The 21,814-nt window shown below is 68.3% G+C and carries 18 protein-coding genes; 11 read left to right on the top strand and 7 right to left on the bottom strand.

What is annotated here, in order from left to right:
• The first annotated feature begins 18 nt into the window (after positions 1-18).
• Positions 19-1,734: a single-stranded-DNA-specific exonuclease RecJ gene (gene recJ / locus N5D30_RS01090; protein WP_279907285.1), complete on the top strand. Its 1,716-nt coding sequence runs from the start codon at positions 19-21 to the stop codon at positions 1,732-1,734.
• On the opposite strand, the gene N5D30_RS01085 is transcribed toward recJ, so the two are convergent.
• Positions 1,731-2,390 carry a transglutaminase-like cysteine peptidase gene (locus tag N5D30_RS01085; protein ID WP_279907284.1) on the bottom strand — a complete coding sequence of 220 codons (660 nt, stop codon included), beginning with the start codon at positions 2,388-2,390 and terminating at the stop codon, positions 1,731-1,733. The genes recJ and N5D30_RS01085 overlap by 4 nt on opposite strands.
• Before the next feature lie 263 nt (positions 2,391-2,653).
• On the opposite strand from N5D30_RS01085, the gene N5D30_RS01080 reads away from it, so the two are divergent.
• Positions 2,654-3,388: a tellurite resistance TerB family protein gene (locus tag N5D30_RS01080; protein ID WP_279907283.1), complete on the top strand. Its 735-nt coding sequence runs from the start codon at positions 2,654-2,656 to the stop codon at positions 3,386-3,388.
• Here N5D30_RS01080 and N5D30_RS01075 read toward each other — a convergent pair.
• The gene (locus tag N5D30_RS01075) at positions 3,381-5,024 is read right to left on the bottom strand and encodes a sensor domain-containing diguanylate cyclase (protein WP_279907282.1); all 1,644 of its coding nucleotides are present in this window, start codon (positions 5,022-5,024) and stop codon (positions 3,381-3,383) included. The two genes, N5D30_RS01080 and N5D30_RS01075, sit on opposite strands and share 8 nt — an antisense overlap.
• Positions 5,025-5,191: 167 nt before the next feature.
• Between N5D30_RS01075 and N5D30_RS01070 the strand changes: the two genes are divergently transcribed.
• The 3 genes from N5D30_RS01070 to N5D30_RS01060 are packed head-to-tail and all read left to right on the top strand — an operon-like array spanning position 5,192 to position 9,507.
• Entirely contained in the window at positions 5,192-7,177 is a 1,986-nt protein-coding gene (locus N5D30_RS01070) for a VIT domain-containing protein (RefSeq protein WP_279907281.1), read from the top strand.
• A complete protein-coding gene (gene xrtQ / locus N5D30_RS01065) occupies positions 7,170-8,543 on the top strand; it encodes an exosortase Q (RefSeq protein ID WP_279907280.1) in 1,374 nt (457 codons plus the stop codon). The genes N5D30_RS01070 and xrtQ overlap by 8 nt, the downstream gene beginning before the upstream one ends.
• Before the next feature lie 31 nt (positions 8,544-8,574).
• Complete coding sequence (locus tag N5D30_RS01060; protein WP_279907279.1) at positions 8,575-9,507, top strand: autotransporter outer membrane beta-barrel domain-containing protein; 933 nt, start codon at positions 8,575-8,577, stop codon at positions 9,505-9,507.
• A 44-nt stretch (positions 9,508-9,551) separates the two neighbouring features.
• Here the strand turns inward: N5D30_RS01060 and N5D30_RS01055 are convergent, their stop codons facing one another.
• The 5 genes from N5D30_RS01055 to N5D30_RS01035 form a co-directional block, all read right to left on the bottom strand.
• Positions 9,552-9,965: a hypothetical protein gene (locus N5D30_RS01055; RefSeq protein WP_279907278.1), complete on the bottom strand. Its 414-nt coding sequence runs from the start codon at positions 9,963-9,965 to the stop codon at positions 9,552-9,554.
• A gap of 2 nt (positions 9,966-9,967) precedes the next feature.
• Positions 9,968-11,158, bottom strand: coding sequence for an MFS transporter (locus tag N5D30_RS01050; RefSeq protein ID WP_279907277.1), 1,191 nt, complete (start codon positions 11,156-11,158; stop codon positions 9,968-9,970).
• Positions 11,152-13,587, bottom strand: coding sequence for a TonB-dependent siderophore receptor (locus tag N5D30_RS01045; protein ID WP_279907276.1), 2,436 nt, complete (start codon positions 13,585-13,587; stop codon positions 11,152-11,154). The genes N5D30_RS01050 and N5D30_RS01045 overlap by 7 nt, the downstream gene beginning before the upstream one ends.
• Before the next feature lie 109 nt (positions 13,588-13,696).
• A complete protein-coding gene (locus N5D30_RS01040; protein ID WP_279907275.1) occupies positions 13,697-14,620 on the bottom strand; it encodes a FecR domain-containing protein in 924 nt (307 codons plus the stop codon).
• A gap of 50 nt (positions 14,621-14,670) precedes the next feature.
• A complete protein-coding gene (locus N5D30_RS01035) occupies positions 14,671-15,180 on the bottom strand; it encodes a sigma-70 family RNA polymerase sigma factor (protein ID WP_279907274.1) in 510 nt (169 codons plus the stop codon).
• A gap of 199 nt (positions 15,181-15,379) precedes the next feature.
• On the opposite strand from N5D30_RS01035, the gene prfB reads away from it, so the two are divergent.
• The 6 genes from prfB to N5D30_RS01005 all read left to right on the top strand — a co-directional run bounded on the left by prfB (position 15,380) and on the right by N5D30_RS01005 (position 21,670).
• A protein-coding gene (gene prfB, locus N5D30_RS01030) for a peptide chain release factor 2 (protein WP_279907273.1) occupies positions 15,380-16,475 on the top strand; the annotation gives its coding sequence in 2 pieces (ribosomal slippage) (positions 15,380-15,451 and positions 15,453-16,475; 1,095 coding nt in all).
• A 123-nt stretch (positions 16,476-16,598) separates the two neighbouring features.
• Complete coding sequence (lysS, locus tag N5D30_RS01025) at positions 16,599-18,101, top strand: lysine--tRNA ligase (RefSeq protein ID WP_279907272.1); 1,503 nt, start codon at positions 16,599-16,601, stop codon at positions 18,099-18,101.
• Between the two features lie 498 nt (positions 18,102-18,599).
• Entirely contained in the window at positions 18,600-19,151 is a 552-nt protein-coding gene (locus N5D30_RS01020) for a hypothetical protein (protein WP_279907271.1), read from the top strand.
• Positions 19,152-19,158: 7 nt separating this feature from the next.
• The gene (locus N5D30_RS01015) at positions 19,159-20,448 is read left to right on the top strand and encodes a flavohemoglobin expression-modulating QEGLA motif protein (protein ID WP_220813647.1); all 1,290 of its coding nucleotides are present in this window, start codon (positions 19,159-19,161) and stop codon (positions 20,446-20,448) included.
• A 67-nt stretch (positions 20,449-20,515) separates the two neighbouring features.
• Positions 20,516-21,262, top strand: coding sequence for a TIGR00266 family protein (locus N5D30_RS01010; RefSeq protein WP_279907270.1), 747 nt, complete (start codon positions 20,516-20,518; stop codon positions 21,260-21,262).
• A gap of 78 nt (positions 21,263-21,340) precedes the next feature.
• Positions 21,341-21,670, top strand: coding sequence for a hypothetical protein (locus N5D30_RS01005; protein ID WP_220813645.1), 330 nt, complete (start codon positions 21,341-21,343; stop codon positions 21,668-21,670).
• Positions 21,671-21,814: the final 144 nt, after the last annotated feature.

Genomic DNA, 21,814 nt, shown 5'->3' with positions numbered 1-21,814 from the left:
CAACAGGCTTCTTCTTTCATGCGCATCGATCTCCGCCCGCTACCCGACACCCTGCCTGACCTGGGCAACCTGCCGCCCCTGCTGACCCGTCTCTACGCGGCCCGCGGCGTGCGCTCCGCCGAGGAACTGGACAAGGGCCTGGCGCGGCTGATCCCGTACCAGCGGCTGAAGGGCATCGACGCGGCGGTGGAGCTGCTGGTGCAGGCTCTGGAGCGGCGCGAGCGCATCCTCTTCGTCGGCGACTTCGACGCCGACGGCGCCACCGCCAGCTCGGTGGGCGTGCTAGGCATGCGCATGCTCGGCGCGGCCCACGTCGACTACCTGGTGCCGAACCGTTTCGAGTACGGCTACGGTCTGACCCCGGAAATCGTCGCCGTGGCCCTGCAGCGCCAACCGGACCTGCTGGTGACGGTGGACAACGGCATCTCCAGTGTCGACGGCGTGGCCGCGGCCAAGGCCGCCGGGCTGCGGGTGCTGGTCACCGACCATCACCTGCCGGGGCCGGAACTGCCGGCGGCCGACGCCATCGTCAACCCCAACCAGCCGGGCTGCGACTTCCCCAGCAAGTCGCTGGCCGGGGTCGGGGTGATCTTCTATGTGCTGCTGGCCCTGCGCGCGCGGCTGCGCGAGGTCGACTGGTTCGCCCGTGCGGGCATCGCCGAGCCCAACCTGGGCGAGCTGCTCGACCTGGTCGCCCTGGGCAGCGTGGCCGATGTGGTGCCGCTGGACGCCAACAACCGCATCCTGGTCCACCAGGGCCTGGCGCGCATCCGCGCCGGCCGGGCCAGGCCGGGGCTGCGGGCGATTCTGGAAGTGGCCGGGCGCCAGCATGGGCGGATCAGCTCCACCGACCTCGGCTTCATCCTCGGCCCGCGCCTGAACGCGGCGGGGCGCCTGGACGACATGAGTCTGGGCATCGAGTGCCTGCTGTGCGAGGACGAGGCCCTGGTACGCGACATGGCCCAGCAGCTGGACGACCTGAACAAGGACCGCAAGGCCATCGAGCAGGGCATGCAGCGCGAGGCCCTGGCTCAGCTCCGCGACCTGCCGGTGGAGAGCCTGCCGTTCGGCCTCTGCCTGTTCGAGCCGGACTGGCACCAGGGGGTGATCGGCATCCTCGCCTCGCGCCTGAAGGAGCGCTACCACCGTCCGGCCATCGCTTTCGCCGACGCCGGCGACGGCCTGCTCAAGGGCTCGGCCCGCTCGGTGCCCGGCCTGCACATCCGCGACGCGCTGGACGCCGTGGCGGCGCGCCACCCCGGGCTGATCAGCAAGTTCGGCGGTCACGCCATGGCCGCCGGCCTGTCGCTGCCCCAGGGCCACTACGGCGCCTTCGCCAGCGCCTTCGATGCGGAAGTGCGCCGCCAGCTGACCGAGGACGACCTCACCGGCCGCCTGCTGTCCGACGGCCAGCTGGGCATCGAGGAATTCCACCTGGAGCTGGCCAAGGCCCTGCGCCATGCCGGCCCCTGGGGCCAGCACTTCCCCGAGCCGCTGTTCCACGGCGTGTTCCAGATCGTCACCCAGCGGGTGGTGGGCGAGAAGCACCTCAAACTGGTGGTGAAGACCGAATGCGGCGGCCAGACCCTGGACGGCATCGCCTTCAACATCGACCGCGAGGTATGGCCCAACCCCAACGTGCGCTGGGTAGAGCTGGCCTACAAGCTGGACGTCAACGAGTACCAGGGACGCGAAAGCGTCCAGCTGATGGTGGCGCACCTGTCTCCACGCTAGATCACTAGATCGGCGGGCGCGCCGGCCTCGGCCAGCGTCCTCGCGTTGACGTCCTGCCAGCGCGACAGCAATTGGGGCGTCTGCTTCGACCTGCGCTGCGGCGCGCTGCCGAGGAAGATGCCGTGGTTGTTGAAGGCGTAGACCGGCAGCAGGTCGCCGCGCTGGCTGGCAGGCAGGATCTGCGCGCGCAGGTTGTCGAGGATCAGCGGCTCGGCGCGCTCGTTGTCGTAGTAGGCCAGCACCATGTGGGCGCGCTGCTGCTCCAGCGACTTGACGAAGGTCAGGCGCAGGCGCTCGCTGGGCACGCCCAGGCGGACCAGGCCGAAGTACTTGGCGATGGCGATGTCCTCGCAGTCGCCACGCCCGCGACCCAGGGTCTCCTGCGGGGTGGCCCAGTAGTCGGCCTGGCCCCAGATGTCCTGGTCCTCCCCGTGCTGCACGCTGCGGTTGACGAAGCGGTTGACCCGCTCCAGCAGGGCGCGCTCGTCGTCGCCACCCTGTTCCAGCAACTGCTGCCAGGCCTGCAGGCGGCCGGCGGCGAGGGCGTCCGCCAGCGCGTCGGCGGCGTCGGCGGGCGTCCCGCACAGGGTGAGCGCGAGCCCTAGCAGGCCGAGCAGCCGGCGACGCGGGGAAGGGCGGGGCGGGAAGTGGGACATGGGCGGCGGCTCCGGCCGCCGGGGTGGCGGGGTCCGGGCGATCCTGAAAGATCGCCGTCGGCGCGGATGTGACCCGTCCCACCGTTTAGGGCGATGGCGGGCCACCGTCGTGCGGATTCCCGAACTGGATCACGCTCCGCCGGAGGCATCCGGCCGGTTGCGCGCGGCAATATCTGGAAGCACTGCGCCGCGAGCCGGGCGGCGATGCCGGCGATTAGAATCGACCGACCTCATGGAACGGCTACCCCTGAAGGAGGGCCCAGATGAACACTCGTGGATTGCTCGACCAATTGCTCAAGTCCGGCCAGGACCTGCTACAGCAGAAATCCGGTTCCTCGTCGTCCGCTGGCCTGGGCGGCCTGCTCGGCAGCGTGACCGGCGCCGGCAAGGCGGGCGGCGGCGACCTCGGCAGCCTGCTCAAGGGCGCCGGTGGCGGCGCGCTGGCGGCGGGCGCCCTGGGCATGCTGCTGGGCAACAAGAGCGCGCGCAAGCTGGGCAGCAAGGCCCTGACCTACGGCGGCCTGGCGGCCCTCGGGGTGATCGCCTACAAGGCCTACGGCAACTGGCAGGCCCAGCAGCAGGGCGGCGCACAGCCGCTCGTCGAGCCGCAGACCGTCGACCGCCTGCCGGCGCCCCAGGCCGAGGTGCACAGCCAGGCCATCCTCAAGGCGCTGGTGGCGGCGGCCAAGGCCGATGGCCACGTGGATGCCCGCGAACGCCAGCTGATCGAGGAGCAGATCGGCGCGCTGGCGGGCGACCCCGAACTGGTCCGCTGGTTGGAAGCGGAACTGAACAAGCCGCTCGATCCGGGCGAGGTGGCGCGCGCCGCCAGCACGCCGGAAATCGCCGCGGAGATGTACATCGCCAGCGTGCTGATGGTGGACGAGGAGCACTTCATGGAGCGCGCCTACCTGGAAGAACTGGCCCGCCAGCTCAAGCTGGAACCCTCGCTCAAGGCCGAACTGGAGGCCCAGGTCCGCCGCGAACTGGTCAGCTGACCTCGCCGCCGGGGTTCCGGGCTTCGGCCTGGAACTCCGCGCGATTGCGCCCGGCCTGCTTGGCCCGGTACAGCGCCTGGTCGGCCAGCTCCAGGGCACCTTCCAGCACCTCGTGGTCCCGTGGCCACAACGCGCCGCCGATGCTGCAGCCGATGCGCACTTCGTGGCCGTCGATCAGCACTGACTGGCGCAGGCCGTGCAGCACCCGTTCCGCCACCTCCCGCGCCTGTTCCAGCGCATCGCCTTCCGCCACCCGCAGCACCATCACGAATTCGTCGCCGCCCAGGCGCGCGACCAGATCGCCCTCGCGCAGGCAGCCGCGCAGGCGCACGGCCACGTGCTTGAGCAACTGGTCGCCGGCGGCGTGGCCGAACTGGTCGTTGACCGGCTTGAAACCGTCCAGGTCGATGTAGAGCAGGGCCAGGCCGCGCTCGTGGCTCCTGGCCTGGCGCAGGAAATTCTCCAGCGCGGCGCGGTTGGCCAGGCCGGTCAGCGGGTCGCTGTAGGCCTTGTTCTCCATCAGGCCCAGGGCGTTCTGCTGGCGGCTCAGGCTTTCCACCAGCTGGCGGATCGATTGGCTGAGCATGGCGATCTCGCGCGGGCTGTCGAGGTCGGGAATCACGGCGATCCGTCCGGCGCTGAGTCGGTCGGCGGCCCTGGCGATCTGTCGCAGCGGGCGGGTGAAGTAGCCGGCCGTCAGCCAGCCGATGGCGGCGAACAGCAGCGCCAGGGCAACGCCCCACAGCACGATGCGCTGGCCGATCTCGTGCGCCGGGGCGTAGGCCTCGTCCAGCGCCTGGCGCGCCACCACGATCCAGCCCAGGCCCGCGTAGTCCTGGTAGCCCTGGCTGGCGGCGAAGCCGGTCAGGTAGTCCTCGCCGTCCGGCCAGCGCTGCACGGCCCACTGGCCGGACGGGTCGAGCGGGCGGCGCAGTTCGGCCAGGTCCAGCTTCTGGCCGATCATCGGCTTGGGCCCGAGCAGCACGGTGTGGTCGCTGCCGAGGATCAGGAACTCGACGTTGCGCCGCCGCTGGATCGGCTCCAGCAGCGACTGGCGCACCTCGTCGGCCCAGGCCCATGACAGGTGCGAGGCCAGCACGCCGGCCAGCCGGTCGTCCGGGCCGTACACCGGCAGGCTGATGTCGACGAACTTCATCGCCTCGCCGCTCGGGTTGGGCAGCAGCTTGGCCAGCAGCACCGCCTCGTGCACGTCGCCGATGAACAGCTCCTTGTAGCCGCGGATGTAGACGGGGCGCTGGGCCAGGCTGACGCCTTCGAGGATGCCGTTGCTGGAGGCCAGGACCACGCCCATCGGGTCGGTGAAGCCGATCCAGGCGATGCTGGGGATTTCCTTCTGCAGGCGGTCGAGCAGCGCGCGGATCTGCCCCGGGTCGTCCGGCTGGCGCAGCACCTGCAGGCTGCCCAGCACCTGCAGGTAGGCGGCGCGGCTGGCCATGTCGCGATCCAGGCGGTCGATCATCTGCAGCGAGACTTCCGTCAGGTCGCGTCCCACGTCCTCGCGGATGCGGCTGCCCGAGTCGTTGCCGATCAGGCTGCCGAACAGCCAGCTGAGCAGAGTGACCAGCAGGGCGATGAGCAGGGCGAAATGGCTGCGCAGACTGAAGGCTGGGCGCATGAACGGCGACTCCGGATGCTGTCCGCCCAGGCGCGGGCCGATGACGGGGTGGTGAAGGCCTCGCGGCCGCGTCGCTGCATTCCACACAAAGTCCACGCAATCTTCAAACTTTTCCCACGCCGCGTCCGCAGCATCCCGCCATCGACAAACGTTCGTGGGAGATGGATATGTTGCGCACATTCTGCAGCCGGGCAGTGCTGGGGCTGCTCCTGCTGGCCTGTTCGACCCTGGTGGCGGCCCGGCAGGAGCACAGCCAGAGCCCCTATTTCGCGGTGGAGGGTGGCGACCCCGGCGTCGACAGCCTGCCGCTCAAGGCCACCGAGGTGCAGGTGCGCATCCTCGGCGTGATGGCCGACGTGCGGGTGGTGCAGCGCTACCGCAATGAGGGCCAGCGGGCGCTGGAGGCGCGCTACGTGTTCCCTGGCTCGACCCGCGCGGCGGTGTACGGCATGACCGTGCGCCTGGGCGAGCGCGAGTTGCGCGCGCAGATCCGCGAGAAGCAGAAGGCGCGGGCGGAGTACCAGCAGGCCAGGAGCGCCGGCAAGACCGCGGCGCTGCTGGAGCAGCAGCGTGAGAACGTGTACCAGATGCAGGTCGCCAACATTCTGCCGGGCGACGAGGTGGACGTGGAGCTGCGCTACACCGAGCTGCTGCTGCCGGAGGAGGGCGTCTACCGCTTCGTCTTCCCGACCGTGGTAGGGCCGCGCTACAACGGCCGGCCGGGGTGCGAGAGCCACAAGGCCGAGCCGTGGGTCGCCACGCCCTACCTGGCCGATGGCCAGGTGCCGGCCAGTGTTTTCCGGCTCGACGTCGACCTGGCGGCGCCTACCCCGCTGGAGGACGTCGCATCGCCCAGCCACCCGCTGCGCAGCGAGCGCCTGGGGCCGAACCGTCTGCGCCTGGGCCTGGGCGACGATGGCCGGTCGGCCAATGATCGCGACTTCGTGCTCGACTACCGGCTGTCCGGCGCGGGCTTCCAGAGCGGCGTGCTGCTCGCCGAGGGCGAGGAGGAGAACTTTTTCCTGGCCCTGGTCGCGCCGCCCCGGCGCGCACCCGCCAGCCTGATCGTGCCGCGCGAGTACATCTTCGTGGTGGACATCTCCGGGTCGATGCACGGCTTTCCGCTGGACACCGCCAAGCAGCTGCTGCGCAACCTGATCGGCGGCCTGCGCCCGGTGGACAGCTTCAACGTCCTGCTGTTCTCCGGCAGCAGCCGCATGCTGGCGCCGCAGTCGCAGCCGGCCACGGCGGAGAACGTCGAGACGGCGCTGGCGCTGCTCGACACGCAGATGGGCAGCGGCGGTACCGAGCTGCTGCCGGCGCTGCGCCAGGCCCTGGCGATCCCGGTGGACGCCGAGCGCTCGCGCAGCTTCGTGGTAGTCACCGACGGCTATGTCACGGTGGAGCGCGAATCCTTCCGGCTGGTGCGCGAGAACCTGGACAAGGCCAACCTGTTCGCCTTCGGCATCGGCAGCTCGGTCAACCGCCAGCTGATCGAGGGGCTGGCCCGCGCGGGCCAGGGCGAGCCGTTCGTGGTGCTCGACGCCGCTTCGGCGGCGCAGGAGGCCGAACGCCTGCGGCGGATGATCGAGGCACCGTTGCTGGCCAGCCCGAAGCTGAGCTTCGACGGCCTGGAGGTATACGACGTGGAACCGGCGGTGCTGCCCGACCTGTTCGCCGAGCGTCCGCTGGCGGTGTTCGGCAAGTGGCGCGGCCCGGCCCGGGGCAGCCTGCGGGTGGAAGGCCACGGCAGCGGCGAGCCGTTCCACGCCGAGGTGCCCATCGTGGCGGCGCAGGTGCAGCAGGGCGGCCAGGCACTGGCGCACCTGTGGGCGCGGCGCAGGGTCGCCAGCCTGGTCGACCAGGAGACCCTGGAGGGCGGCTACGTCCATAGCCAGGCGATCCTCGACCTCGGCCTCAGGTACGGCCTGCTGACGCCCTACACCTCGTTCGTCGCCGTGGACGAGCAGGTGCGCAACCCGCAGCCGGGCGAGGCGGCCAAGGTCGCCCAGCCATTGCCGCTGCCCCAGGGCGTGAGCAACCAGGCGATCGGCGCGCCGGTGCCGAGCACGCCGGAGCCGGAGGCCTGGGCCATGCTGCTGGTCGCCGCGCTGGGCATGGGCTGGATGGCGAGGCGCCGCGCCCGTGGCTGATGAGCGGGCACGGCGCGGCCTGCCGGGCTGGAGCTGGCTGCTGCTGGCGACCCTGGCGCTGTGGCCGCTGTGGGCGTGGAGCGCGCGGCGCCTGGGCGATGGCTCGGACGACCCCTACGGCATCGTCGCGCTGGGCGCGCTGCTGCTGGTGCTGTGGCGCGAGCGGCGTGGCTTTCTCGTGGCGCCACGTACCGGCTGGCTGCTGGCGGGGGCCGCGCTGGCCGCCCTCGCGGCGCTGAGCCAGGGCTTCTGGCCGCCGTTGCCCCGCGCCGCCCTGGGCGTGCTGGCGGTGCTGGGCGTGGCCATGGCGTTGCGCGGCAGCGGGCAACCGCGCCTGGCCTGGTTCGGCCTCGGCCTGCTGGCGCTGCCGCTGTTGTCCTCGCTGCAGTTCTACCTCGGCTATCCGCTGCGTCTGCTCACCGCCGAGGCCAGCGCTTGGCTGCTGCGCGGCGGCGGCCTGGTCGTTTCCCGTCAGGGCAGCGCGCTGGAGGTCGGCGGGCAGCTGGTGATGGTCGATGCCCCCTGTTCCGGCATCCAGATGGCCTGGGTCGTCTACTTCACCGCCTTCGCCAGCGCCGCCTGGCTGCGCCTGCCGGACCGCCTGCTGTTGCGGCGCATCCCCTTGCTCGGCGCACTGGTGCTGGTCGGCAACATCCTGCGCAACAGCCTGCTGGTGTTGCAGGAAACCGGCCGCCTGGGCTGGCCGGGGTGGATGCACGAGGGCATCGGCCTGCTGGTGTTCGTCGTGGTCTGCGCCCTGGTGATGCGCATCGTCACCGCCGGCAATTGGATTCCCGTATCGCCGTCGGCACGGCTGACCATCGAGACCGTGCCGGGCCGCTGGCAGGCGGGGCTGGCGCTGGTGTTCGTCGGCCTGGGCGGCTGGCCGCTGCTGCAGGCCGAGGCGGAACCGCCGCGCGCCCTGGCCAGCGCCATCGAGTGGCCGCAGCGCCTGGCAGGCCGCGAGTTGCGCCCGCTGGCGTTGTCGCCGGTCGAGCTGCGCTTCGCCGCGCAATTCCCCGGCGCCATCGGCCGCTTCAGCGACGGCGAGCGCGTGGTCAGCCTGCGCCACGTCACTCGGCCGACTCGCAAGCTGCATCCGGCGGCGGACTGCTTTCGTGGGCTCGGCTACCGCATCGGCGCCCAGGCGCTGCAACGCCGTGTCGATCCCGTCGGCAGGGCAACGCCCGGGCTGCAACGCTGCTTCGTCGCCGAAGGACCCGGTGGCCCGCTGCGAGTCTGCGAGTACATCGAGGACGCCGCCGGGGTCAGCTTCAGCGATCACTCGGCCTGGTACTGGAGCGCGCTGGCCGGCCGCTCGCCCGGCCCCTGGCTGGCGGTGACCACGGCCGAGGCGATCCCCTGATAGACTCCCGCCAGTTCATCGGGAGGCGGACATGGCACGTCGGGCGACTCTGGGCGCACTGGTTCTGACACTCACCGGCCAGGGCGCGCTGGCCGGCGAGTTGCTGCTCGACCAGCGCGCCCTGTTGCTGGACGACAGCCGCCTGCCGCGCGAGGCGGCGCTGGACCGTCTGCAGCAGGTGCGCTTCGCCTTCCGCGAGAGGCAGGCGCAGGAAGGCGAGTGGCCTCTCTGGTCGCGGGCCTACGGTATCCGCGGTTCCTGGGACGGCGGCCTGCGCCGCGATGGCGAGGGGCTGGTGCTGGGCCTGGATCGTCCGCTGGGCGGGCAGTGGATGGGCGGGGCGCTGGCCTCGGTGGCCCGCGCCCGGCTGGAGGTCGACGACGACCACTCGGACAGCGACAGCGCGTACCTGGGCCTGTACGCCGCCACTCGGGTCTACAACCAGCTCGGCTTCAAGCTCGGCGCGCTGCACGGCTGGCACGAGCTGGAGCGGGGCGAGCGGGCACGCAGCTGGCAGCTGTTCGGCGAGAGCAGCTTCGCCCTGGACTTCCGCGACTTTACCCTGGAGCCCTTCGCCGGCCTGGCCTACGTCCGGCTCGACGCCCCCGCGCAGCAGGCCCGCGGACTGCGCCTGCCTGGCGCCGACGAGGAGAGCGGCCATCTCACTCTAGGTTGGCGCCTGGCCGCGCCCTGGTACGCGCAGGGCGGCAAGTGGGTCGGCCGCGCCAGCCTGGCGCTGCGTCAGGACCTGGGCGGCGACCGGCTCGCCAGCCGCGCCTGGAGCGAGGAGGGCGAGGCGCTGCGCGTGCGGGGACGCGAGTTCGAGCGCGCCAGCCTGCGCCTGGACCTGAGCCTGGACCGCGAACTGGGCGAGAACGCCTACCTGGGCCTGACCTACGCCGGTCACTACGCCGAAGATGCCCGCGACAACGCCCTGGCGGCGCGGCTGAGCCTGAAGTTCTGAGCGCTGCCCGACATCCAGTGGAATCACGGTCTTGCGCTGGCGTTTCAGCGCCCTGCCAGCATGCTTCCGGCCACTTCAATGGCCATCTGCCGGTTTGCCACCACACGCATGGGGAAGCGATAGAGGGTTTTGGATACCGTCTGCAGGCGCTCTTTCAGCAGCGTTTGCAGGGCGCTGTCGTCGGTGATGTACACGTAGCCCTGGCAGAGCTGGTTGAGCGGCACCTTGTGCTTTTTGATCCACAGGATCGCGGCCTTTTCATCGGCGTGGGGTTCGTCGTCATGGTCGTGGCTGGGCAGGCTCCAGATCGCCACGAAGGGCTGTTGCCGGGCCAGCAGCCCATCCAGCCCGGCGAGCAGGCGGGCGACCCGCTCGGGTTCATGCAGCTCGGGAAAGCGGATGAAGGCCATGGGCCAGGCCGTGAGGTCGAAAAAGTCCGGGTCGGGTTGCGCGGGCATGTTCAGTGCTCCAGGTAAAGAGGTTGCAGCGCCACGGCGACCAGCAGCAAGGCGGCGGCACCGGCGAGGTAGAAGGGCGTCCAGCCGATATGGCCGATCAGGTTGGCGGCCGCGATCGTCGCCAGGGTGCTGGCGAAGCGGCCGATGCCGTAATAGGCGGCGTAGTCGGTGGCCGGCTGGCTGCCGGATGACCAGCCGAGAATCATGCTGGCGAGGGTGACGTAGATGCCGCCAACTCCCGCGCCGAGCAACAGCGTGCCGAGCATGGCCGCTGCCGGCTGGTGCAGGGTCAGCCCCGTGCCGATGGCGCACAGGGCCAGCAGCGCCAGGCCGACGAACAGGCGCATGCTGATTAACAGGCCGCAGCGCTTCATCAGCGCGATGGCGAGCAGCGACGCCAGCAGCATGCTGAGCGGGCCAAGGGTGCCGATGATCCAGCCGATGCGCTCGATGCTGACGCCCAGGTCGAGCAGCATCAGTCGGCCGAGGCCGGCCAGGGGAAAGATGACGCAGCAGGTCAGGCTCAGCAGGGCGATGCGCCGGCGCGCCGCTGGCTGGCGGAACAGCGCGGGCAGGCTGGCCGGGCGCGCTTGTGCGGCGTGTGCCTGGGGGGCGCGTGGCAGCAGGCAGATCGGCAGGAGCAGGGCGGCCAGCACGACCGCCAGCAGGACGAACGCAGTCTGCCAGCCGACCCGCTCGAACAGGGCGACGAATACGCCGCCACCGAGCATGGCCCCGAAGGACAGGGCCGCCAGCTTGCTGCCGGAGGCCGCTGGCCGCCAGGCGGCATCGACCCGCTGCACCGCCAGCGCATCCAGGGCCAGGTCCATGGTCGCGATCGCCAACGAGGCGAGCATGCCCAGGCAGAACAACTGCCACTGCGGCCGCTCGGCTGCGCCGGCCACCAGCAGCAGGGTGGCGACGGCGAGCAACTGCATCGTCACGATCAGGCTCATATCACCGCTGCGTCGGCGCAAACGGTCGATCAGCGGTGCCCACAGGAAGGTCAGGCCGAACGGCAGAAACAGCAGGTACAGCCAGCCGGCCGAAGCCAGGCTCAGCCCCTGGCTGCGCATGATGGTCGGCATGCCGCCGTTGACCACGCCCATGATCATGCCGAAGCCCACATACAGCGCATTGAGTGCCAGCAGGATGTGCAATTGCCCCTTGGCGGCCGGGCTCAGGCTCACCATTGGTAGTTCAGCGAGGCGTAGACCGTCCTGCCGTTGCCATAATTGCAGAAGTTGTTGCTCAGGCAGGTGACGTAGGTCTTGTCGGCGAGGTTGTTGGCATTGAGCTGGACGCTGATGCCGTCGAGCCGGCCATCCAGGACGCCGAAGTCGTACCTGGCCATGGCGTCGAGCAGGGTATAGCCAGGCACATCCAGGCGGCGTGCGCCGGGGGTGAACGCCGTTGGGCTGTAACCGCCGACGGCCTCGCCGATGTAGCGCACGCCAGCGCCGATTGTCAGGCCGTCGAGTGCGGGGTGGGCGAGGCGATGATCCAGCCACAGCGAAGCGCTGCGATCGGGAATGCCGATAGGCGAGTCGCCTTTGTCCACGCCCACGCTCTGGCTGACCTTGGCATCGGTATAGCTCAGGGCGGCGATGAGCTGGGTGCGCTGGTCGAGGCTGGCCTTGCCTTCCAGTTCGATGCCCTTGGAGCGTATCTCGCCGGTCTGGTAGCGCATGAGCGGGTTGACGGTGGCGACCACGTCCTGCTGGGTGATGTCAAAATAGGCGAGGGTGAACAGCCCGTCGAAGCTGGCCGGCTGGAATTTCAGGCCCACTTCGTACTGCTTGGAGGTGGTCGGCGTCAGGGCCTTGCCCAGGTGATCGGTACCGCTGACCGGCAGGAAGGAGGTGGCATAGCTGCCATAGGCCACCAGTTGTTCGGTGAAGTTGTACAGCAGGCCCAGCTTGCCGCTGAAGGCGCTGTCCCGCTGACGCTGGCTGACCGCAGTGCGGTTGTCGTCGGTGTCGGTGTGTACGCGATCGTAGCGACCGCCCAGCAGCAGGCCCCAGTTGCCCAGTTGCAGTTGGTCCTGCACGTAGACTGCGTTCTGTTCGATGGCCTGGTCCTGGTCGATGAACGGGCCGAGGTTCAGCGCCGTGGCAATGCCGTAGCGCGGATTGAGGTAGTCGATGGACGGTGCGCTGCCGTAAAGCCGCTTTTGCGCGGAGTCGATGTTCTGATGCTCCCAGCCCATCAGCAGCGTGTGTTGCAGAGTGCCGGTGGTGAATAGCGATTGCAGTTGCAGGTCCGAGACGATGCCGGCTATCGACTCGTCCGTCGCCAGCGCATAGCGGCGGATGGTGTGGTTGTCCGCCTCCAGGGCTGCGGTGGCAACGTCCTTGCTGATCGCGTCGGCCCTGAGGTAGCGCAGGTGATGGCGCAGGCTCCAGGTGTCGTCGAGGTCGTACTCGAATTCATAACCCAGTGCGTACTGTTCGCGGTCGTACTCGGAAAATGCCGGGTCGCCGTCGTTGAAATCCCGAGGGATTTTCCCGGCCGGGCTTTTCCACAGGCTGCCCACGGTCGGCAGGATGCCGTAGTAGCCGCCTTCCGGGTCTTTCTGGTAGCTGCTGAGCAGGGTCAGGCGGGTGCGCTCGTTGGGCTTGAGCGTCAGCGACGGGGCGATGTAGTAGCGCTCTTCCTCGCTGTTGACCACCTGGGTGTCGGCCACCTTGCCGAGCGTTACCAGGCGATAGAGCAGCGTGCCCTCTTCATTGGCTGGGCCGGACAGGTCCAGTGCCGCCTGGTAATGGTCGTGGCTGCCAAGCTGCAGTTGCGCTTCGCCGCGCGCGTAGTCGGTGGGGCGCTTGGATACGGCGTTGACCAGCCCGCCGGGCATGGCGGTGCCGTACAGGGTCGAAGACGGCCCCCGGAGCAGCTCGATGCGTTCGCTGCCCCAGGCTTCTACCTGGGGAATGGCATAACCGGGGCCGCGCAGCAGGCGCAGGCCATCCTGGAAGATGATCGGATCGCTGGGGGAGCCGAAACCCCGGATGTAGGGGATGTCGTAGCGGGTCGAGGAACCGCGCACTTCCGGCGACAGCCCGGCGGCATAGCGTAGCGACTGGGTGAGGCTGTGCGCGCCCTGCGCCTGGGCCTGCTGCGCGCTGATCACGGTCACCGCCTGTGGGGTGCGCAGCAGGCTGGTGTCGGTCTTGGTGGCGCTGGCGCTGCGTTGGGCGATATAGCCGGCGACCGGCCCCTGGGGCGTTTCATTGATTTGGCTGGCGGCGATGTAGGTGTCCGGCAGCGTGGTCAGCTCATCCGCAATCAGGCTCAGCCGATACTGCGCTGGCCCGGTTTGCTCGGTGGTCAGCCCGGTGTCGGCAAGAATCGTCGCCAACCCGCTGTGGATGCTATGGGTTCCTTGCAGCCCTTGGCTGACCCGGTCGCGGGTCAGGTTGCCATCCACCGCCAGGAGGATGCCGGTGGCGGCGGCGAACTGGTTGAGTACCTGGTCCAGACGGCCGGCGGGAATGGCGAACTGCATCTGTTGCAGGCTCTGCGTGGCTGGCTGGGCCTGTGCGTAGCTGCCGGTGATGGCGGTAGCCAGGCAACCGAGTAGTAGCAGCGCTGGCGCGTGAGGTTGCGTTGTGCGGGTTGGCATGATGTGTCCTTGTGAGGGGCTACAGAAGGGCAGAAGTAATCGGGCTTCTGTGGCTAATCCCGCACGAGAACGAAAAAGTGCTACGGCCTGCTGGAAAGTTTTTCGGCACTCAGCGCGCGGCGACGCTGATCCAGTAGCGGGTCATGTGGCTGACGCGGATGGGCAGCGCCTGCTCCAGCGCGTGCAGGATGACGTCGGTATCCGCCAGGGGATAAACCCCGGATACCGGCAGCTCGGCGATTTCCGGCGCGTAGCGCAGCACGCCGGGGCGGTAGCGGCTCAATTCGTCCAGGAAATCCCCCAGGCGCTGTTGCTCGGCGACCAGCAGGCCCCTGGCCCAGGCCGCACTGCTGGGCTGGGCCGGCAGCGGGCGGGTGGTGCGCAGTCGGTCGAAGCGCGCCTGCTGGCCCGCCTCCAGACGGCTGCTGACGCCGGCCTGCGGGCTGATCTCGACGGCCCCGGCGAATACCTGTACCTGCACGCTGCCTTGCTCGTCTTCCAGGCGGCGTACCGAAAACTGCGTGCCGATCGGACGGATGTCGCCAGCGGGCGTGCTGACCCGGAACGGGCGGGGTGTGGCGGCCGGGTCGGCGGCGGTGCTGATCAGCACTTCGCCCTGGAGCAGTTGGAGCGTGCGGGTGCTGGCGGAGAAGTGCAGATCGACCGCACTGTCGGTATTCAGCGTCAGCAGGGTGCCGTCAGGCAGGCTGACGCGCCGGGTTTCGCCACGCCGGGTGCGATAGTCGGCGCGGGCGGTCTGCCATTGCGGCGTCTGCTGGATCAGCCGGGCGCTCGCCAGGCTGGCGCACAGCAGGCCCAGGCCCAGCAGCACCTTGCGCCGCTGCTGATTGGCTGGCGCACTGCGCAGGGCCTGGCTGGCGATGGCCGCCGGCACCTGGCTCAGCGGCCGGCAGGCGCGCTGGAGTGCCTGCCAGGCGTGCTGGTGTGCGCTATCGGCGTGCAGCCAGGCATGAAACGCCTGCTGTTCCTGCTCCGTCACCTCGCCGGACCAGAGGATGACCTGCCAGTGCATGGCTGTTTCTTGTGCCTGTCTATGCAGCTCGGCGTGCGGCATGACGAGGCTCATTCCGCCGTCGCCGCCACGCAGGCGTGCATGGCGACCAGCATGTACTTGCGCACGGTCGCCACGGCGATGCCCAGGCGTTTGGCGATCTCGGAGTAGGTCAGCCCCTCGAAGCGCGACAGCAGGAAGGTTTCCCGCACCAGCGGCTTCAGGCTGGCGAGCATGCTGTCGATCTGCATCAGCGCCTCGATGATCAGCACGCGCTCTTCGGCTGACGGGGCCAGGGTTTCCCGCTGCATGCTCAGCGCCTGCTGGTAGGCCAGCTCGATGGTTTGGCGGCGGTAGCGGTCGATCACCAGGCCCCTGGCGATCTGCATCAGGTGCGGGCGGGCCTGCTCGGCTGATGGAGCCTTACGGCTGCTGAGAATGCGCAGGTAAGTGTCGTGGGCCAGATCCGCCGCATGGTGCGAGCAGCCCAGGCGACGACGCAGCCAGCGATAGAGCCAGGCATGGTGGTCGCTGTAAAGCTGGTGGAATTCGTGGGGCTCGCTGGAACTGGTCGCAGACACGGCAGATCTCGGATTCCGAAACGATTACTGAATGATAATTATTCTATGTAGCTACTCATTTCAAAAGCAATGGCTTGCTGGCGGGCCAGGGGGCGATGCATCGCTCGTCTGCATGGCCGGTTTTGGCGACTGCCAGTAATGTCCGAGTCAGGTATACTCCGCAGCTTTTCCGAAGTTTTACCTGCGAGTGCCGCCAGCCATGGAAATCAATCCGATCCTCAACAGCATCAAGGACCTGTCCGAGCGGACCCAGACGATTCGGGGGTATCTTTGACTACGATCACAAGCATGATCGTCTCGTCGAAGTAAACCGCGAACTCGAAGACCCGAACGTCTGGAACAACCCGGAGTACGCCCAGAACCTGGGCCGCGAGCGCGCCACCCTGGCGCAGATCGTCGAGACCCTGGACGACCTCAGCAATGGCCTGGCCGACTCCCGCGACCTGCTCGACATGGCCGTCGAGGAGAACGACCAGGGCGCGGTGAACGACGTCGCCGCCGAAGTCGAGCGCCTGCGCGAGATCCTCGAGAAGCTGGAGTTCCGCCGCATGTTCAGCGGCGAGATGGACACCAACAACTGCTACCTGGACATCCAGGCCGGTTCCGGCGGCACCGAGGCCCAGGACTGGGCCAACATCCTGCTGCGCATGTACCTGCGCTGGGCCGACAAGCGCGGCTTCAGTGCCGAGATCGTCGAGCTGTCCGAGGGCGAGGTCGCCGGGATCAAGGGCGCCACCGTGCACATCAAGGGCGAGTACGCCTTCGGCTGGCTGCGTACCGAGATCGGCGTGCACCGCCTGGTGCGCAAGAGCCCGTTCGACTCCGGCGCCCGTCGCCACACCTCGTTCTCGGCGGTGTTCGTGTCGCCCGAGATCGACGACAAGGTCGAGATCGAGATCAACCCGTCCGACCTGCGCATCGACACCTACCGCTCCTCCGGCGCCGGTGGTCAGCACGTCAACACCACCGACTCGGCGGTGCGGATCACCCACGTGCCGACCAACACCGTGGTGGCCTGCCAGAACGAACGCTCCCAGCACGCCAACAAGGACACCGCCATGAAGATGCTGCGGGCCAAGTTGTATGAGCTGGAGATGCAGAAGCGCAACGCCGCCTCGCAGGCACTGGAAGACAGCAAGTCGGACATCGGCTGGGGCCACCAGATCCGCTCCTACGTGCTCGATGATTCGCGCATCAAGGACCTGCGTACCGGCGTCGAGCGCAGCGACTGCCAGAAGGTGCTCGATGGCGACCTCGACGGCTACCTCGAAGCCAGCCTGAAACAAGGTCTCTGAGACCACTCGATATGACTCCCTCTCCCCCTGGGAGAGGGCGGGGGTGAGGGGCCGCTGCCCATCCCCTCACCCTAACCCTCTCCCGGCGGGAGAGGGGACGAACCCTAGATGGAACCGATGACCATGAGCGACCAACAACTCGACCAGCACGAACTGCAGCAGGAAGAAAACAAGCTGATTGCCCAGCGCAAGGAAAAGCTTGCCGCCATCCGCGAGCAGGGCAACGCCTTCCCCAACGACTTCCGCCGCGACAACCTGTGCGCCGACCTGCAGAAGCAGTACGCGGACAAGACCAAGGAAGAGCTGGAAGCCGCCGCCATCCCGGTCAAGGTCGCCGGTCGCATCATGCTCAACCGCGGCGCCTTCATCGTCCTCCAGGACACCTCCGGCCGCCTGCAGGTCTACGTCAACCGCAAGACCCTCTCCGAGCAGCAGCTGGAAGCGGTCAAGCACTTCGACCTGGGCGACATCATCGCCGCCGAGGGCACCCTGGCCCGTTCCGGCAAGGGCGACCTGTACGTCGACATGCAGAACGTGCGCCTGCTGACCAAGTCGCTGCGCCCGCTGCCGGACAAGCACCACGGCCTGACCGACACCGAGCAGCGCTATCGCCAGCGCTACGTCGACCTGATCGTCAACGACGAGGTGCGCGACACCTTCCGCGTGCGCTCCCAGGTGATCGCCCACATCCGCCGCTTCCTCAACGAGCGCGGTTTCCTCGAAGTGGAAACCCCGATGCTGCAGACCATCCCCGGCGGCGCCGCGGCCAAGCCGTTCGAGACCCACCACAACGCGCTGGACATGCAGATGTTCCTGCGCATCGCGCCGGAGCTGTACCTCAAGCGCCTGGTGGTCGGCGGCTTCGAGAAGGTCTTCGAGATCAACCGCAACTTCCGCAACGAAGGCGTCTCGACCCGGCACAACCCCGAGTTCACCATGCTCGAGTTCTATCAGGCCTACGCCGACTACGAAGACAACATGGACCTGACCGAGGAACTGTTCCGCGAGCTGGCCCAGACCGTCCTCGGCACCACCGACGTGCCCTACGGCGACAAGGTGTTCCACTTCGGCGAGCCGTTCGTGCGCCTGTCGGTGTTCGACTCCATCCTCAAGTACAACCCGGACATCACCGCGGCCGATCTCAACGACGTGGAGAAGGCCCGCGCCATCGCCAAGAAGGCCGGCGCCAAGGTGCTCGGCCACGAGGGCCTGGGCAAGCTGCAGGTGATGATTTTCGAGGAGCTGGTCGAGCACAAGCTGGAGCAGCCGCACTTCATCACCCGCTATCCCTTCGAGGTCTCCCCGCTGGCCCGCCGCAGCGACGACGATCCGAGCGTGACCGACCGCTTCGAGCTGTTCATCGGCGGCCGCGAGATCGCCAACGCCTACTCCGAACTGAACGACGCCGAGGACCAGGCCGAGCGCTTCCACCAGCAGGTGGCCGAGAAGGACGCCGGCGACGACGAAGCCATGCACTACGACGCCGACTTCGTCCGCGCCCTGGAATACGGCATGCCGCCGACCGCCGGCGAAGGCATCGGCATCGACCGCCTGGTGATGCTGCTGACCGACTCGCCGTCGATCCGCGACGTGATCCTGTTCCCGCACATGCGCCCGCAGGCCTGACGCGGAGCGCCGAGGTACAAAGAGGGGCCTGTCGTGATGACAGGCCCCTTTTTTCATGGCTATGTCCCCGTTGCGTGTTGCGCGGTCAAGCCCCTCTATCTGGACGCTGCTGGTGCCTACCTCTGGATTCCCGCCGCGGGAATGACGCCCCTGCCTCGTCATCCCCGCGCAGGCGGGGATCCAGAAGGGGTCCAGAGCAATACAACATCTAACGGGGATATAGCCTTTTTCATACCCGGATGGATCGTCGCCCACAGTGCGATGTCTGTGTTGGTGGCTGGCCGGCGGCTCTGGGACGGGGAGAGGGTGTTGACTACGCTTGTCGGGGGGATGGAATATCATGCCCGTTGTCGAAGGGCCGGAAGACTTCGACCTGGAGCCCCCGGCGCGCCCTGCCGCGATGCTCCCGGACCTGGTCGCGGAGCCCCGATTTCCGGTCCCGCCCTGGCGGGGCTTTTCGTTTGTGGCGGTCGATCGAATCTCACAAGGAGTGCGTTGATGAAAGCCTGGCGCGTCGCGATAGCCGCCCTGAGTTGCCTGCTGTTGAGCGGTTGCCTGGTGACCTTCAAGGACCCCATCCCGGCCAACGAGGCGGCGCCGATCCCGCTGCTTGGCGACTGGGAACGCAAGGACGAGTGGGGCGAGCGGCAGTACCTGAGCGTTGCCCGCGCCGGTTCCAACGTGTACCGCGCCAGGGTCTGGAGCGAGGACACGGCGGATGCGGTGGCCGAGGAATACGGCTTCACCGTGGCCCATCACGGCCGCCGCTGGTACGTCTCCGCCGGCCTGCCCAAGCGCCTGGGGGCCAACTTCGCCATCGCCGGCTTCGAGCTGACCACCGACAACGAACTGGTGATCTACAACCTGGACGTCGACCGCATCCTCCAGGAAATGGCGGAGGGCACGCTGGAAGGCCGCCCGGTCGATACGCCCAAGGGCGAGGCGGTGCTGGTGACCAGCCCGCTGGACAAGGTCTTCGCCTACCTGGACAACCAGGCCAACGCCGACGTCTTCGTCGAAGTGGCGCGCTACCAGCGCAGCGCCGAGTAGCGCCTCGATGACCCGGCGCACGTCCCAGCACGAATACCACGAAATCATCCGCGCCCTGTCCGGGCGCCTGGTCGAGGCGCAGACGCCGATCCGCGTGCTCGACGCCATCAAGTGGGACGACAGCGTCCGCAAGGGCTTCCTCGAAGCCGGCGGGCGCAAGCTGCCGGCGGTGGACCGCGCCTACTACGAGAGCCGGCCGCTGGCCTTCGACCCGGTGGCAAAGAAGCTGGAATTCCAGAACATCGAGCGCGACATCACCCGCCAGCTCGGCCAGTTCAACCCGGTCGGGCAGATCATGCGGCGCATGTGCAAGGAATACCGCATGGTGATCCGCATGCTGGAGGCGCGCGGCACGGCTGACTTCGGCCTGATCTCCCAGGAGCTGTACGGCGCCGCCTCGGATGCCTTCCATGCCGGCGACCCGACCCTGGCGGACCTGGGCCTGATGCTGTCCGGCTACCTGAACAACATCGCCGCCCGCGGCGATCTGGAGGACGAGGCCAAGACGCTGACCGCCGAGAACGCCGTGGCGATCCTGCAGGAACGCCTGGCCAGGGTCTTCGGCGACGACACCATCCGTGTCTTCGAGTCCGACGGCATCGTCGCCGACGCCGCGGCCGGCGCCGACTACATCAAGGTGCGCGCCGACGCCATGTTCAACGAGCGCGACGTGCGCGCGCTGGAAGTGCACGAGGGCATGGTGCATGTCGGCACCACCCTCAACGGCCTCAACCAGCCCATCTGCACCTTCCTCGCCAAGGGCCCACCCTCGTCGACCGTGACCCAGGAGGGGCTGGCGATCCTGATGGAAGTGATCGCCTTCGCCTCCTATCCGTATCGCCTGCGCAAGCTGACCAACCGCACCCGCGCCATCCACATGGCGGAGGAGGGCGCCGACTTCCTGCAGGTGTTCGAGTTCTACCAGGAACAGGGCTACGGCCTGGAGGAAAGCTACGGCAACGCCAGCCGGGTTTTCCGCGGCTCCACGCCGGACGGCCTGCCGTTCACCAAGGACCTGTCCTACCTCAAGGGCTTCATCCTGATCTACAACTACATCCAGCTCGCCGTGCGCAAGGGCAAGCTGGAGCAGATCCCTCTGCTGTTCTGCGGCAAGACCACCCTGGAGGACATGCGCACCCTGCGCCAACTGGTGGACGAGGGCCTGGTGGCGCCGCCCAAGTACCTGCCGCCGCAGTTCCGCGACCTCAACGCGCTGGCGGCCTGGATGTGCTTCTCCAACTTCCTGAACCACCTGAGCCTGGATCGCATCGAAGCGGACTACGCCAACATCCTGTAGCCCGGATGCAATCCGGGACGGTGCCAGCCCGGATTGCATCCGGGCTACCGACCAAGGAACCCTGACCATGCCCAGCCACAAGCTCGACTACGACATCCTCGGCGCCTCGGCCCAGACCGTGGAGATCATCCTCGACCCCGGCGAGACGGTGATCGCCGAGGCCGGTGCGATGAACTACATGACCGAGGGCATCCGCTTCGAGACGCGCATGGGTGACGGCTCGGCCAGCGGCGTGCTGGGCAAGCTGTGGGGCGCCGGCAAGCGCCTGATCACTGGCGAGTCGCTGTTCATGACCCACTTCAGCAACCAGGGCAAGGGCCAGCACCGGGTCGGCTTCGCCGCGCCCTATCCGGGCACCGTGGTGCCCATCGAGCTGAGCCAGGTGGGCGGGCGGCTGATCTGCCAGAAGGACGCCTTCCTCTGCGCCGCCTACGGCACCCAGATCGGCATCAGTTTCAACAAGCGCCTCGGGGCCGGCTTCTTCGGCGGCGAGGGCTTCATCCTGCAGAAGCTGGAAGGCGACGGCCTGGCCTTCGTGCATGCCGGCGGCACGGTGATCCGCAAGGAGCTGAACAACGAGACCCTGCGCCTGGACACCGGCTGCCTGGTGGCCTTCACCAGCGGCATCGACTACGACATCGCCCTGGCCGGCGGGCTCAGGAGCATGCTGTTCGGCGGGGAGGGCATCCTCCTGGCGACCCTGCGCGGCAGCGGCACGGTCTGGATTCAGAGCCTGCCGTTCTCCCGCCTGGCCGAGCGCATCTACGACGCCACCTTCAAGGCCCGCGAGGAAACCCGCGCCGGCGGCAAGTAGCGGCTGCGACATCCCGGTCGCGCAGGGCGGCCGGGCTGCGGTTAAACTGTGCGCCCCCTCGGACAACGAGCCTCAGCCATGAGCGAAGAACGCAACGTCATCCCCCTGATCCTCACCGGCATCGCCAGCATCATCGGCACGGTGGGTGTGCTCTGGTACTACGGGTACCTGCATTTCGCCAAGGAGCAGGACGCCCTCCTGCTGGCCGAATTCACCATGCTCAAGACCATCCCCGGCGAGGACTACAAGATCTCGCTGAAACCCGCCACCCAATCCGCCCAGTGCATCGACGGCGTGCTGGTGCTGTTCGACACCCAGCAGAAGGGCCTGACCGGCGTGCTGGTGGACGACAAGAAACAGGCCGTGCGCTGCCTCGGCCAGGAAACCCCGCAGGCGCCACAGCAGTAATCACTGATACCTACTGCGTAGAAGCACCGGCTTTGCTGCTGGGCCGTCCCGCCTGGAAATCCATCGCAGTGGCACCTTGACCGGCGGCTGAGACCTGTTTCTCAGCCGCAAGGGAGACGGGTTTGCAGCGGCCTGGCTTCTCTT

The sequence above is a fragment of the Pseudomonas sp. GD03875 genome (genome assembly GCF_029840585.1).
In the GTDB taxonomy this organism is placed as follows: domain Bacteria; phylum Pseudomonadota; class Gammaproteobacteria; order Pseudomonadales; family Pseudomonadaceae; genus Aquipseudomonas; species Aquipseudomonas paralcaligenes.
The sequence above is the reverse complement of the archived record's forward strand: the minus strand, read 5'-3'. Positions and strand labels throughout refer to the sequence as shown.

Coding starts and splice junctions, on each gene's coding strand:
- recJ (WP_279907285.1), top strand. CDS start 19: ATGCGCATCGATCTCCGCCCGCTACCCGACACCCTGCCTGACCTGGGC.
- N5D30_RS01085 (WP_279907284.1), bottom strand. CDS start 2,390: ATGTCCCACTTCCCGCCCCGCCCTTCCCCGCGTCGCCGGCTGCTCGGC.
- N5D30_RS01080 (WP_279907283.1), top strand. CDS start 2,654: ATGAACACTCGTGGATTGCTCGACCAATTGCTCAAGTCCGGCCAGGAC.
- N5D30_RS01075 (WP_279907282.1), bottom strand. CDS start 5,024: ATGCGCCCAGCCTTCAGTCTGCGCAGCCATTTCGCCCTGCTCATCGCC.
- N5D30_RS01070 (WP_279907281.1), top strand. CDS start 5,192: ATGTTGCGCACATTCTGCAGCCGGGCAGTGCTGGGGCTGCTCCTGCTG.
- N5D30_RS01060 (WP_279907279.1), top strand. CDS start 8,575: ATGGCACGTCGGGCGACTCTGGGCGCACTGGTTCTGACACTCACCGGC.
- N5D30_RS01055 (WP_279907278.1), bottom strand. CDS start 9,965: ATGCCCGCGCAACCCGACCCGGACTTTTTCGACCTCACGGCCTGGCCC.
- N5D30_RS01050 (WP_279907277.1), bottom strand. CDS start 11,158: ATGGTGAGCCTGAGCCCGGCCGCCAAGGGGCAATTGCACATCCTGCTG.
- N5D30_RS01045 (WP_279907276.1), bottom strand. CDS start 13,587: ATGCCAACCCGCACAACGCAACCTCACGCGCCAGCGCTGCTACTACTC.
- N5D30_RS01040 (WP_279907275.1), bottom strand. CDS start 14,620: ATGCACTGGCAGGTCATCCTCTGGTCCGGCGAGGTGACGGAGCAGGAA.
- lysS (WP_279907272.1), top strand. CDS start 16,599: ATGAGCGACCAACAACTCGACCAGCACGAACTGCAGCAGGAAGAAAAC.
- N5D30_RS01020 (WP_279907271.1), top strand. CDS start 18,600: ATGAAAGCCTGGCGCGTCGCGATAGCCGCCCTGAGTTGCCTGCTGTTG.
- N5D30_RS01015 (WP_220813647.1), top strand. CDS start 19,159: ATGACCCGGCGCACGTCCCAGCACGAATACCACGAAATCATCCGCGCC.
- N5D30_RS01010 (WP_279907270.1), top strand. CDS start 20,516: ATGCCCAGCCACAAGCTCGACTACGACATCCTCGGCGCCTCGGCCCAG.
- N5D30_RS01005 (WP_220813645.1), top strand. CDS start 21,341: ATGAGCGAAGAACGCAACGTCATCCCCCTGATCCTCACCGGCATCGCC.